The sequence below is a fragment of the Dickeya sp. Secpp 1600 genome (assembly GCF_003049805.1).
Lineage (GTDB): Bacteria > Pseudomonadota > Gammaproteobacteria > Enterobacterales > Enterobacteriaceae > Dickeya > Dickeya fangzhongdai.
In genome coordinates this window covers 4282660-4295522 of sequence record NZ_CP023484.1, presented here as the reverse complement: position 1 = coordinate 4295522, position 12863 = coordinate 4282660, and the positions used below count along the sequence as shown (strand labels likewise).

The 12863-nt window shown below is 55.8% G+C and carries 13 protein-coding genes; 6 read left to right on the top strand and 7 right to left on the bottom strand.

From position 1 onward, the window contains the following. Positions 1–65: 65 nt before the first annotated feature. Both ftsZ and lpxC read left to right on the top strand, forming a co-directional pair. On the top strand, positions 66–1217 hold the full coding sequence (gene ftsZ, locus CPA59_RS19115; protein WP_012886159.1) for a cell division protein FtsZ: 1152 nt from the start codon (positions 66–68) through the stop codon (positions 1215–1217). Between the two features lie 94 nt (positions 1218–1311). Next, entirely contained in the window at positions 1312–2229 is a 918-nt protein-coding gene (lpxC, locus tag CPA59_RS19110) for a UDP-3-O-acyl-N-acetylglucosamine deacetylase (RefSeq protein WP_024107274.1), read from the top strand. A 16-nt stretch (positions 2230–2245) separates the two neighbouring features. On the opposite strand, the gene CPA59_RS19105 is transcribed toward lpxC, so the two are convergent. After that, the gene (locus tag CPA59_RS19105; RefSeq protein WP_038665723.1) at positions 2246–2767 is read right to left on the bottom strand and encodes a DUF721 domain-containing protein; all 522 of its coding nucleotides are present in this window, start codon (positions 2765–2767) and stop codon (positions 2246–2248) included. Positions 2768–2794: 27 nt separating this feature from the next. On the opposite strand from CPA59_RS19105, the gene secM reads away from it, so the two are divergent. The 3 genes from secM (at position 2795) to mutT (ending at position 6557) form a co-directional block, all read left to right on the top strand. After that, positions 2795–3295 carry a secA translation cis-regulator SecM gene (gene secM / locus CPA59_RS19100; protein ID WP_039691721.1) on the top strand — a complete coding sequence of 167 codons (501 nt, stop codon included), beginning with the start codon at positions 2795–2797 and terminating at the stop codon, positions 3293–3295. 97 nt (positions 3296–3392) lie between these two features. Next, complete coding sequence (gene secA / locus CPA59_RS19095) at positions 3393–6086, top strand: preprotein translocase subunit SecA (protein WP_107760442.1); 2694 nt, start codon at positions 3393–3395, stop codon at positions 6084–6086. A gap of 69 nt (positions 6087–6155) precedes the next feature. Continuing rightward, positions 6156–6557, top strand: coding sequence for an 8-oxo-dGTP diphosphatase MutT (gene mutT, locus CPA59_RS19090; protein WP_072093485.1), 402 nt, complete (start codon positions 6156–6158; stop codon positions 6555–6557). Positions 6558–6683: 126 nt separating this feature from the next. On the opposite strand, the gene yacG is transcribed toward mutT, so the two are convergent. From yacG to coaE, 3 genes are read right to left on the bottom strand one after another with little or no spacing between them, the layout of a single operon-like run. Further along, entirely contained in the window at positions 6684–6869 is a 186-nt protein-coding gene (yacG, locus tag CPA59_RS19085; protein ID WP_038920217.1) for a DNA gyrase inhibitor YacG, read from the bottom strand. A gap of 43 nt (positions 6870–6912) precedes the next feature. After that, a complete protein-coding gene (gene zapD / locus CPA59_RS19080) occupies positions 6913–7662 on the bottom strand; it encodes a cell division protein ZapD (protein ID WP_038665739.1) in 750 nt (249 codons plus the stop codon). Next, positions 7655–8281: a dephospho-CoA kinase gene (gene coaE, locus CPA59_RS19075; protein WP_038921121.1), complete on the bottom strand. Its 627-nt coding sequence runs from the start codon at positions 8279–8281 to the stop codon at positions 7655–7657. The genes zapD and coaE overlap by 8 nt, the downstream gene beginning before the upstream one ends. A gap of 165 nt (positions 8282–8446) precedes the next feature. Between coaE and CPA59_RS19070 the strand changes: the two genes are divergently transcribed. After that, complete coding sequence (locus tag CPA59_RS19070; RefSeq protein ID WP_107760440.1) at positions 8447–9487, top strand: GMP reductase; 1041 nt, start codon at positions 8447–8449, stop codon at positions 9485–9487. Between the two features lie 103 nt (positions 9488–9590). Here CPA59_RS19070 and hofC read toward each other — a convergent pair whose 3' ends face one another. From hofC to ppdD, 3 genes are read right to left on the bottom strand one after another with little or no spacing between them, the layout of a single operon-like run. Beyond that, positions 9591–10796 carry a protein transport protein HofC gene (hofC, locus tag CPA59_RS19065; RefSeq protein ID WP_107760895.1) on the bottom strand — a complete coding sequence of 402 codons (1206 nt, stop codon included), beginning with the start codon at positions 10794–10796 and terminating at the stop codon, positions 9591–9593. A 9-nt stretch (positions 10797–10805) separates the two neighbouring features. Beyond that, positions 10806–12227: a type II secretion system protein GspE gene (gene gspE, locus CPA59_RS19060; protein WP_107760893.1), complete on the bottom strand. Its 1422-nt coding sequence runs from the start codon at positions 12225–12227 to the stop codon at positions 10806–10808. A 5-nt stretch (positions 12228–12232) separates the two neighbouring features. Continuing rightward, positions 12233–12676, bottom strand: a complete 444-nt coding sequence (gene ppdD / locus CPA59_RS19055) for a prepilin peptidase-dependent pilin (RefSeq protein ID WP_038665751.1) — start codon at positions 12674–12676, stop codon at positions 12233–12235. Positions 12677–12863: the final 187 nt, after the last annotated feature.

Here is a 12863-nt window from a genome sequence, read left to right as displayed (position 1 = left end):
AAAGAGATCATTTAGCACGACTTTTTTGATCTTGAAGTAACACAGGCACAAGACGGAGAGAAACTATGTTTGAACCAATGGAGTTAACCAACGACGCGGTGATTAAAGTCATCGGCGTCGGTGGTGGCGGCGGCAACGCTGTCGAACACATGGTGCGTGAACGCATCGAAGGTGTTGAATTCTTTGCGGTTAACACCGATGCTCAGGCACTGCGCAAAACGGCGGTCGGCCAGACCATCCAGATCGGCAGCGGTATCACCAAGGGTCTGGGCGCTGGCGCCAACCCGGAAGTGGGCCGCAATTCCGCCGAGGAAGATCGCGAAGCACTGCGTTCTGCGCTGGAAGGTGCGGACATGGTGTTCATCGCAGCCGGTATGGGCGGCGGCACCGGCACCGGCGCTGCGCCGGTGGTGGCGGAAGTCGCCAAGGATCTGGGTATCCTGACGGTTGCCGTAGTGACCAAGCCGTTCAATTTTGAAGGCAAAAAACGCATGGCGTTTGCCGAGCAGGGGATCGCGGAGCTGTCCAAGCACGTTGATTCGCTGATCACCATCCCCAACGATAAGCTGTTGAAAGTGCTGGGGCGCGGTATCTCCCTGCTGGACGCGTTCGGCGCGGCTAACGACGTGTTGAAAGGCGCGGTGCAGGGTATTGCCGAGCTGATTACCCGTCCGGGTCTGATGAACGTCGACTTTGCCGACGTGCGCACCGTGATGTCCGAAATGGGTTACGCCATGATGGGTTCCGGCGTGGCTCGCGGTGAAGACCGTGCGGAAGAGGCGGCGGAAATGGCTATCTCCAGCCCGCTGCTGGAAGATATCGACCTTTCCGGCGCGCGCGGCGTGCTGGTTAACATTACCGCTGGTTTCGATCTGCGTCTGGATGAATTTGAGACTGTTGGTAATACCATTCGCGCGTTTGCATCCGATAATGCGACGGTAGTGATTGGTACATCACTGGATCCGGATATGAACGACGAACTGCGGGTGACCGTGGTCGCCACCGGCATCGGCATGGACAAACGTCCGGAAATTACGCTGGTTACCAACAAGCAAAGCAGCCAGCCGGTTATGGACCACCGCTATCAGCAACATGGCATGGCGCCGCTGACGCAGGAAAAACCTGCAGCCAAAGTGGTGAACGACCAGAGCGTGCAGACCAATAAAGAGCCGGACTATCTCGATATTCCTGCTTTCCTGCGTAAGCAGGCTGACTAAGGTTAGGTTGGAATCTCCGCTCTTTGTGCTAAACTGTGCCGCCGGCCTTGGTGTAAGCTAAGGCCGTAGGTTCAGATGAATGCGAGATAATACGATGATCAAACAACGTACATTAAAACGTATCGTACAGGCGACAGGGGTCGGTCTTCATACCGGCAAAAAAGTCACCCTGACTATGCGTCCTGCACCGGCGAACACCGGGGTCATCTATCGTCGTACTGACTTGAATCCACCGGTTGATTTTCCGGCTGATGCCAAATCCGTGCGTGATACCATGCTCTGTACTTGCCTGGTTAATGAGCATGACGTGCGCATTTCGACGGTGGAGCATCTGAATGCGGCCCTGGCGGGATTAGGCATCGATAACATTGTTGTTGACGTAGATGCGCCTGAAATTCCGATCATGGACGGCAGCGCCAGTCCATTTGTCTACCTGCTGCTGGATGCTGGTATCGAAGAACTGAACTGTGCCAAGAAGTTTGTTCGTATCAAACAGCCTGTACGCGTAGAAGACGGTGACAAGTGGGCAGAATTGAAGCCGTTCAACGGTTTTAGCCTTGATTTCACCATCGACTTTAATCACCCGGTGATTGATGCCGGTTCACAGCGCTTCAAGCTGGATTTCTCCGCTGATGCGTTCGTGCGCCAGATCAGCCGCGCGCGTACCTTTGGGTTTATGCGCGATATCGAGTATCTGCAATCCCGCGGTCTGTGCCTGGGCGGCAGTCTCGATAGTGCGATCGTGGTGGATGATTACCGTGTGCTGAACGAAGACGGTCTGCGCTTTGACGATGAGTTCGTGCGCCACAAAATGCTGGACGCGATTGGCGACCTGTTCATGTGCGGTCACAACATCATTGGCGCGTTCACGGCGTTCAAATCCGGCCACGCGTTGAACAACAAACTGCTGCAGGCTGTGCTGGCTAAACAGGAAGCGTGGGAATTCGTGACCTTTGAAGATGAAGCGGAAATGCCGCTGGCTTTCAAAGCGCCGTCGACCGTTCTGGCCTGATCCGCAATACATGACATCATGACGACTGGTTTTCGCTGGTATTCTCTCCGGCCAGTGAAGCCAGTCGTTTTAATATTTTCTGTAGTCGTTCCGGACTTTGCTCCGCCAGCCCCTTTAATATTTCCGCACTCTGCGCACTGAGAATTCGTGTTGTTGTCACAGCGGTTTCATCTGTCGGTGCAATAGCATGGGTTTTCTCGTTTTCATGCATTTTTGCGGCCAGCGCTGGATTAATCCTGATGTCGATTGCCGCCAATGATGGTAGTATTTGTGCGCGCAGAGCGGAAAGCAGGGCAGGTTGTTCATAACGTAACCGCATTAGCCAGTTGGCGCCGGCGGTTTCCAGTACCAGCAGACCATGACGATAGTTAGCCACTCGGCAGTACGAACGCAGCGCTGTTGGCAGCAGGGCGTGCACCGCCCGATTGAGTTTCAGCAGTGCGAGCGCACGTTGTTGAATATCATGCAGCGGGCCAGACCCGGCTTGCGATGCGCCATCAAAAAATGACTCCAGTGATTGTGGACGGTTATCACGCATAACGCAGGCTCCGACGGAAAGAAACTTGTGATTGGTATTTTAAATCGTTGGCGACAATTTGGCAGACGTTATTTCTGGCCTCACCTGCTGCTGGGGATGGTCGCGGCGACGCTCGGCCTGCCTGCCAACTTCACCGAATCACGCGATGCCTCTACTGCACCCAATTCCGCATCGGCGATCAGTCGTCCGAACGTATCTTATTTCAATCTCACCGATCTGGCGGCCTTAAAAGATTCCCGCCGCCGTTCGCCATTCAGTAATGATTTCTGGCATCAGCATGCCATCCGTACGGTGATTCGTCACCTGTCGTTTGCTTTTACACCACCTGTTACCGTGGTTGAGGCGACGGAGGCTTCCCGGTTACATCATCAGGTATTGCTGGAAACGCTGAATGCGCTGCTGACGCGCGAGGCGACACCGCACGTTTCCGCCAGCGCCGATCTGGCACCGACTCATTTTTCACCTTCCCATCATACCGGCCTGTGGCTGGCGCAGGTTCAGGGTATTCGCGCCGGGCCGCGCGTCTGACTTTGATCGTGTGCTGCTCTATGGCAAGTAGCCGTAGATTCCTTTTCTGATGTCGTGCCAGCATCGATGGACTGGCATTGTTGAGATTAAAATTACTATGTTAATCAAGTTATTGACCAAAGTTTTCGGTAGCCGTAATGACCGTGCGTTGCGCCGTATGCGCAAAATTGTGGATGTGATCAATCGCTTCGAACCGGACATGGAGAAACTCTCCGATGATGAGCTGAAGGCGAAAACTCAGGCATTTCGTGACCGTATCAAGAAGGGCGAAACGCTGGAGTCGCTGCTGCCGGAAGCCTTCGCTGTGGTGCGTGAAGCCAGTAAGCGTGTTTTTGGCATGCGCCACTTCGACGTGCAGCTGATCGGCGGTATGGTGCTGAATGAGCGTTGCATCGCGGAAATGCGTACCGGTGAAGGTAAAACCCTGACCGCAACCCTGCCGGCGTACCTCAATGCTCTGACTGGTCGGGGCGTGCATGTAGTGACCGTCAACGACTATCTGGCCCAGCGTGACGCCGAAAATAACCGCCCGCTGTTTGAATTCCTGGGGCTGACCGTCGGCATCAACCTGCCGGGTATGCCGGCGCCGGCCAAGCGTGAAGCCTACGCTGCCGATATTACCTACGGCACTAACAACGAATACGGTTTCGACTACCTGCGCGACAACATGGCGTTCAGCCCGGAAGAGCGCGTGCAGCGCGAACTGTATTACGCGTTGGTGGACGAAGTGGACTCCATCCTGATCGATGAAGCGCGTACCCCGCTGATTATCTCTGGTCCGGCGGAAGACAGTTCCGAACTTTATATGCGGGTAAACAAAATCATCCCGCACCTGATCCGTCAGGAGAAAGAGGATTCTGACACTTTCCAGGGCGAAGGCCATTTCTCGGTGGATGAGAAAGCCCGTCAGGTTAACCTGACCGAACGCGGTCTGGTTAAAATCGAAGAGTTGCTGGTGAAAGGCGGCATCATGGAAGAAGGCGAGTCGCTGTATTCGCCGGCCAACATTATGCTGATGCACCACGTGACGGCGGCATTGCGCGCTCATGTGCTGTTTACCCGCGACGTCGACTACATTGTGAAAGACGATGAAGTCATTATCGTTGACGAGCATACCGGCCGTACCATGCAGGGGCGCCGCTGGTCCGATGGTTTGCACCAGGCGGTGGAAGCCAAGGAAAACGTCAAGATCAATAACGAGAACCAGACGCTGGCCTCGATCACTTTCCAGAACTACTTCCGTATCTATGAGAAGCTGGCCGGGATGACCGGTACGGCAGACACCGAAGCGTTCGAGTTCAGCTCGATTTATAAGCTGGACACCATCGTCGTGCCGACCAACCGCCCAATGATCCGTAAGGATCTGCCGGATTTGGTATACATGACCGAGCAGGAAAAAATCGGCGCCATCATTGAAGATATCAGAGAGCGTACCGCCAAGGGGCAGCCGGTGCTGGTGGGGACCATTTCCATCGAAAAATCCGAAGTGGTATCGCATGCGCTGACTAAAGCCGGCATCAAACACAACGTACTGAACGCCAAATTCCATGCGATGGAAGCGGATATCGTGGCGCAGGCCGGGCGCTCGGGGGCGGTGACCATCGCCACCAACATGGCGGGCCGTGGTACCGATATCGTGCTGGGCGGCAGCTGGCAGGCAGAAGTGGCGCAACAGGAAAATCCGGACGAAGCCCAAATCGCCGCCATTAAAGCTGAATGGCAACAACGTCATGATGAGGTGTTGGCTGCAGGCGGTCTGCACATTATCGGCACCGAACGTCATGAATCCCGCCGTATCGACAACCAGTTGCGTGGTCGTTCCGGCCGTCAGGGCGACCCGGGTTCTTCCCGTTTCTACCTGTCGATGGAAGATGCGCTGATGCGTATTTTTGCGTCGGATCGCGTTTCCAACATGATGCGTAAACTGGGGATGAAGGAAGGCGAAGCGATTGAGCATCCGTGGGTGACCAAGGCGATTGCCAATGCGCAACGCAAGGTGGAAAACCGCAACTTCGACATTCGTAAACAGCTGCTTGAGTACGATGATGTGGCCAATGACCAGCGTCGCGCTATCTATACTCAGCGCAACGAACTGTTGGATGCATCTGATATCAGCGAAACCATCAATAGCATTCGTGAAGACGTGTTCAAGGTCACCATCGATGCCCATATTCCGCCGCAGTCGCTGGAGGAGATGTGGGATATTCCGGGGCTGGAACAGCGTCTGAAAAATGACTTTGACCTCGAACTGCCGATCGCCGAATGGCTGGACAAGGAGCCTGATCTGCATGAAGAGACGCTGCGGGAACGTATCTACGCGCAGGCGGTGGAAGTGTATGGCCGTAAGGAAGAAGTGGTCGGCAGCGATGTCATGCGCAACTTCGAGAAGGGCGTGATGCTGCAGACGCTGGATTCGCTGTGGAAAGAACACCTGGCGGCGATGGACTATCTGCGTCAGGGGATTCATCTGCGCGGGTATGCGCAGAAAGATCCGAAGCAGGAATACAAGCGCGAGTCGTTCGCCATGTTTGCTGCTATGCTGGAAGGCCTCAAATACGAAGTGATCAGCACCCTGAGTAAGGTTCAGGTGCGGATGCCGGAAGAAATCGAAGCGCTGGAACAGCAGCGCCGTGAAGAAGCCGAGCGTCTGGCCCGCCAGCAGCAATTGAGCCATCAGGATGAAGCGGCTACCGGTTCACCTTATGCCGATCGCAAGATCGGTCGTAATGACCCATGCCCGTGCGGCTCCGGCAAGAAATACAAGCAGTGCCACGGTCGCCTGCAGAAATAAGGCCGGTAACGTAGCGATATATCAAATAAAAGGCGGTCATTGACCGCCTTTTCACTGGTTGAAAGGATAATGATGCAAAAAACTTTATCTGTGGCGGTGGGGATTATTCGGAATCCGCAGCGAGAGTTCTTCATCGCCTGTCGCCCGGCAGGGGTGCACATGGCCGGCAAATGGGAGTTTCCCGGCGGCAAGGTCGAAGAAGGTGAAACGCCGGAGCAGGCGCTGGTGCGAGAACTGCATGAAGAAGCGGGGATTGAGGTGATCAATCCAAAACCGCTGGACAGCAAAACGTTTTCGGCAGGCGAACGCCTGATTACACTGCATTTCTTCCTGGTGGAGCAATGGCGCGGCGAGCCGTATGGTCGTGAAGGCCAACCCTCGCGCTGGCTGACGGCTGACGAACTGGATGAAGCAGAATTTCCGCCCGCCAACGCCGAGATGATTCGTCGCCTGAAGGCGGGCATCGCCTAAATTCCAGCCGGGGTTTGCCGTACTGCCGGCGATTCATGCGCTGAAGCCGGCATGAATCGCGGTGCGGAATGGCAATAAGCGAATACCGAAATTAGTAGCAATACCGGAATTAGTAGCAATACCGGGTTAGTGCTGCGGCTCGCTCCAGACGTCGCTGTCGGATACATCTTCCGCACTGGGAATGTATTTTTCCTCGTCGGCCCATTCCCCTAAATCGATCAACTGGCAACGTTTGCTGCAAAACGGCCGATAAGGGCTATTTTCGCTCCATTCCACCGGTTTGGTGCAGGTGGGGCATTTTACAACGGTCATCTCGTTATCCTCGGCACGGTTATCTCCAGAAAACAGTTCTCGCTTAGCAACAAGCCAGTTCGAATGCCAGTCGCGCAGGTGTTTGCCCATCGCTATCCAGCGGCAGGAAACGGATAGCGTAACGGGTCTTGTGACCGGATATTTGCGGATAGATCTGATGCTCAAGACCAATCCGTAAACGTAACAGGTCGGCGTCGGTCGCATTATCCTGATAGAAACCGTTAAGGCTGATTTGTTCCTTGAAGGCGCCCGCATGGCGGATCAATTCCAGTATGCTGTCGAGCGAGCGTTTCAACGGCGAGACACTGTCCAGCCAGATGCTGGTTTGCCACTGTTTTTGTTCTGGCAACTGGTGTAACCAGATATGCAGTGTGGGCAGGTCAAAACTGCAACATCCGCCCGGCAGGCTCAGGCGTTGCCGAACCATACCGATCAACTTGTCTTCACGCAACCCTTGCCCCATGCGCGGAGCGGCAATCAGTTCGCCCGACAGGTTTCGTAACTTCTGACGCAGCGTGTTAATGCGCTCAATGTCCGCTTCCGGCAGTTCGCCCCACTGCGCCAGTTTTTGTTGCTGACGTTCCAGCTCTTTCAGTAGGTCGGGGCGGGCGTCCCCGCGTTCGAGAATATCCAGCAATTCCGCCACCGCGCGGAAGAAGGTCAGGGCAACGCCAATATCCTTCAACGCGTGGTTGTCGTACATCTGTTGCAGCAGAAACTCCAGGCGTAGCCAGGTACGCATTTTTTCATTCAGCGGATATTCAAAAAGAACTGTTGAGGAAACGTCACTCATTATGGGTCGTCCTGTCAGTTGCGGATGTAGCCAGCGCCAGATAATGCTGATGCAGAGCGGCAATCCGCGGAGCGAGTACGCTCGGATTGCTATTATTATCGATAATATCATCGGCGCAGGCTAACCGCTGTTCACGGCTGGCCTGCGACGCCAGAATGTTTTGCGCCTGAGCGCGGGAAACGCCATCCCGGGCCATGGTGCGTTGCAATTGCGTCTCCAGGGGAACATCCACCACCAGAATACGCTGCGCCTGCTCCTGAAGCTGATTTTCCACCAGCAGGGGAACCACCCATAACGCGTAAGGGGTGGTGACGGCCGCCAACTGACGCCGGGTCTCCTGATGGATCAGCGGATGCAACAAGGCGTTGAGCCAGCGTTTGTCCTCCGGGCTGGAAAAAATGCGTTCTCGCAGGGCGCTTCGGTTCAGCGCGCCGTCAGGCTGTAATATCTCCAGGCCAAAATGTTCAACAATGGCTGCCAGCGCGGGCTGCCCGGGAGAAACCACCTGGCGGGCGATTACGTCCGCATCGACAATGCTGGCGCCTAGCGCTGCAAAGCCCTGAGCAACCGTACTTTTTCCGCTGCCTATGCCGCCTGTCAGCGCGACGATGTATGCCATGGTAATCAACTGGAAATGGCTGGGTAAATTTATCGGATTCTAGCCCAAATCGAGGGAAAATCGCAGTCTTGCCGCCGGATTATTCGGGCGTATGATCATTATGAATTGGCGCTTATCGCCCGTTCCTTCCTTGACCATCATTCTCACTTCATCAGGTCGTTTACCATGCGTATTGAAGAAGATATCAAGTTGGGTTTTAAAGATGTGCTTATCCGCCCCAAACGCTCTACGTTGAAAAGCCGAGCAGACGTGGAGCTGACGCGTGAGTTTACCTTTTTGCATGCCGGCGGCGACTGGTCCGGCGTCCCGATTATTGCAGCCAACATGGATACGGTGGGTACGTTCCAGATGGCGCGGGTACTGGCGTCATTTGAGCTGCTGACCGCCGTACACAAGCACTATTCGGTAGCCGAGTGGCGGCAGTTTATCGAGAGTACGCCCGTTGCTGTATTACGTCATGTGATGGTATCGAGCGGCACGTCTGACGGTGATTTCGAGAAAATGACGCAGATTCTGGCGTTATCGCCGGCTCTGAAATTTATCTGCATTGATGTGGCTAACGGGTATTCGGAGCATTTCGTCAATTTTGTGCAGAAGGCACGCGAAGTCTTTCCGGACAAAGTGATTTGTGCCGGTAACGTGGTAACCGGGGAGATGGTGGAAGAGCTGTTATTGTCAGGGGCGGACATTGTCAAAGTAGGTATTGGTCCCGGTTCCGTCTGTACTACGCGGGTGAAAACCGGCGTTGGTTATCCGCAGTTATCGGCGGTTATCGAGTGCGCTGATGCCGCGCATGGTCTGGGCGGGCAGATTGTCAGCGATGGCGGCTGTAGCGTGCCGGGCGATGTCGCCAAAGCCTTTGGCGGCGGTGCAGACTTGGTGATGCTGGGTGGGTTACTGGCGGCCCATGAAGAGAGCGGCGGCGATATCATTGAGGAGGATGGCCGCAAAATGATGCTGTTTTACGGCATGAGTTCCGCTTCGGCGATGGAGCGACATGTCGGCGGCGTTGCCGATTATCGTGCCGCGGAAGGCAAGACGGTACGTTTGCCGTTGCGCGGTCCGGTAGAACATACCGTGCGCGATATTCTCGGCGGACTTCGCTCCGCCTGCACTTACGTGGGCGCAGCGCGGCTGAAAGAACTGACCAAACGAACTACTTTCATTCGGGTTGCCGAGCAGGAAAACCGGGTGTTTAACGGCTGATCCCCTGCTGATATACCCCAAATATTCGAGTTGCAGGAAAGCCAGCGCACCGGCGACCTAAAGTATGACGAGTAAAGCATGGTGAGTATATGTACTGGCGAGCTCAGGCGCCCGCCAGTACATTCCCTAACTGGAAAATCGGCAGATACATGGCGATAACCAGTGTTCCCACCAGCCCGCCGACGATGACCAGCAACAGCGGTTCCAGCGTTTGCGTCAGTGTATCCGCAAATTGCCGGGTATGATTCTCATACCAGCCTGCCAGTCGGGCGAACAGCTGATCCAGCGCGCCGGTTTCCTCCCCGACGCTGATGAGTTGATGGCAAGGAGCCGGATAGAGCCAGGGCTCATCATGGATAGCTTGTCCGAGCGGAATGCCCTGCTCAAGCTGGCTTTTGATCTCAGCGAGCGATTGCCGATAAACCGGGTTATTCAGCGTCGCGGCGGCGCTCAGGCCGGAAGGCAGCGTTAATCCCGCCTGCTGCGTCATCGCCAGAGTATGAAAGATTTGGCTCAGGCAATGGCCTCGTACCAGTGTGGATAGCAGCGGTAGCCTCAACAATAACCGCTGCTCCCGTTTTTGCCATTCTGCTTTTTGTCGGCGTATCTGCCGGTAGCTCAGCAATATCGCCACGGGAAGAGTGACGAGCAGCGTACCGTGACGACTCAGCGTATCCGATAATCCCAGCATCATGCGGGTCAGCCAGGGGAGCGGCGCATTAAAGGAGGCGTACAATTCGGCGAATTCCGGTAATACCAGCGTTAACATCAGCAGCGCAACGAGCAGCCCTACTGTTATCACAAAGGCCGGATAGCGCAGGGCTTTGACCACTTTTCCGGTTAGTTGGCGCTGGTTTTCCTGATAGTTTGCCAGCCGGTCGCAACAGTCATCCAGTTTACCGGTCAGTTCGCCGACAGCCACCAGCGAGCTGCACATCACAGGAAAAACGGCGGGATAATCGGCTAATACTTCTGATAACGCTCGCCCCTGAGACACCTGCAGGCGAATTTCCTGCAACAGGCAGCGCCAGCCTGCTTTTTCGTGCTGGCGGCCCAGCAGGTCCAATGCCTCCAGCAATGGCAGCCCGGCCTGCAGCAATGTCGCCAGTTGCCGGATGATGACTGATAGCTGAGGGCCGCGCCAGTAACGCGGCGTTAGGTATTGCCCGGTTTTGAGGCGCAACGGCTGGTAGCCAAGCTCCAGCAGATACTGGTAAATCTCATCCCGGTTAGTGCCGATGCGTTCACCGGCGCAGAATTCGCCATTGCTGCGAAGCGCTTGCCAGTAATAGAGTTTTTGTACCGCCATCATTCGCCCTTATTCAATACGATCGCCCACTACCCGATAGACTTCCTCCAGAGAGGTAATGCCTTCGTGGACCAGCGACAGCCCGGCGGATAGCAGTCCGGTTTCTCGTTGCAGAGGCTGTGCCTGACCGCTATCGGACCATGATGCTGAACCAGCCAATGCCTGCTGAAGCGCTGGCGTGACTGGCAGCAGTTCATAAAGCGCCGCCCGGCCGTAGTAACCGGAGAAACAGTGTTCGCACCCTGTCGCTCGCCATTGCCGTAACGGGCCTTGCCACAGATTATCGGGCAAGGTTGCGGCATCCCCGGCTAACTGACGGCAATGCGGGCACAGTCGCCTGACCAGCCGCTGGGCTATCACCAGCTTGAGCGCGGCAGCCAGCAGATAACCGGGAATCCCCAGGTGCCCCAGGCGGACCAGCGTGTCGGCGGCGGAATTGGTATGCAGGGTCGACAGTACCAGATGGCCGGTTTGCGCCGCTTTGACGGCAATTTCTGCGGTTTCGGCATCGCGGATTTCGCCAATCATGATCACGTCCGGATCCTGACGCAGCAGGGCGCGCAGTACCCGGGCGAAATCCAGCTGGCTTTGGGCATGGATAGCGGTTTGATTGATGCCGGCCAGCGGAATTTCAACGGGATCCTCTACGCTGCAAATATTGCGGCTGACGTCATTCAGCCAGCGAATGGCGCTGTACAGTGTGAACGTCTTGCCGCTGCCGGTAGGGCCGGTAACCAGAATCAGCCCTTGCGGCAAACTCAGCGTCCGTTTGAATTGCTGCAACGCGCGGGCAGGCAGACCCAGCGCATCCAGTTCCAGAGCTTGCTGTTGTGTCTGCAGTACTCTCAGCACCACTTTCTCACCGCCCTGAACCGGCAACGTGGCGATGCGCAGCGAGTAGGCGTACTGATCCAGCCGCAGGCTGAACTGGCCGTCCTGCGGCAAACGCCGCTCGGCGATATTGAGTTTTCCCATGATTTTGAGCCGGGCGATTAGCCGTCCGGCCAAAGAATCCGGTGCCGGCGGGATTTCATGCAAGACCCCGTCAATACGTAATCTGACGCGATAACCGGCAGGCAACGGTTCGAAATGGATATCAGAGGCACGCCGCTGGATCGCCAGTTTCAGCGTCTGATTGATGAACTGGACCACCGGTGCATCATCGGGTTCGTCGAGCGTTGTTGCATCGGCCTGATAAGGCGCGATGGTTTCTTCGGCCTGTGGCGACGTGAGCTGTTGTTCCAGTCGTGCGGCAGGCCATTGTTCGACCAGAACTCGCCGGTGACTGGCGAAACGTAGCGCGGCGACCAGTTCCTCCGCCACCAGACCTGACACGGCGATAGAAACCACCTGCTCATCCATATCCAGCAGCAGGGCATGGTAGCGCCGACAAAGTAATTGCAGTTCATGCTGTAACGCGTTGTGAGTCATGATGATCATCCGCCTGTAGCGTCAAAACGAAAGACGTCTTCACATGCCTGACGCAGGCTATCTGCGTTGGCGCCGGTCTGGCAGGCTCTCGTCCAACGGGAGGCGCCGTTCTGCGCATCCAACGTCGGCGTCATGACGATGCTCAGCCCCTGCAGGGTCGACTGGCCGGTCAGGGTAATGATGCCCTGATTGACCGTGACCGCGCTGACATAACGCGATGTGGTTGGCGTTGGAATTCCCTGGCTGCCCGCGCTGCACCCATCCAGTCCCGCGTTACTGAGGCCGCAGAGATCTACGGCGGTTTTATAAGCGCTCATGGTTTGCAGCATGTCGGTCATGGCGGCTTTTTGCAGATAGCCCTGATACGCCGGGATCCCCAGCGCGCTCAGGATGGCGATGATGACAATGACCACCATCAGTTCAATCAGTGAAAATCCTTGTTGTGTCATGTTATTGGTTCCCTGGTGTGGCTGGTGGCGGCAGGATAACGGCAAGGGGCATGGCTGGCGACGGCCATGTTTTCAATCAGGAATCCGCTACGAAAACCAGGAGTGCAACGATTGGTAATTGCAGAAAACAGGCGTGCTCGCTCGCAAAATGATGGGGTAAAGCGAAAGATGTATTAGCGAAAAAGCC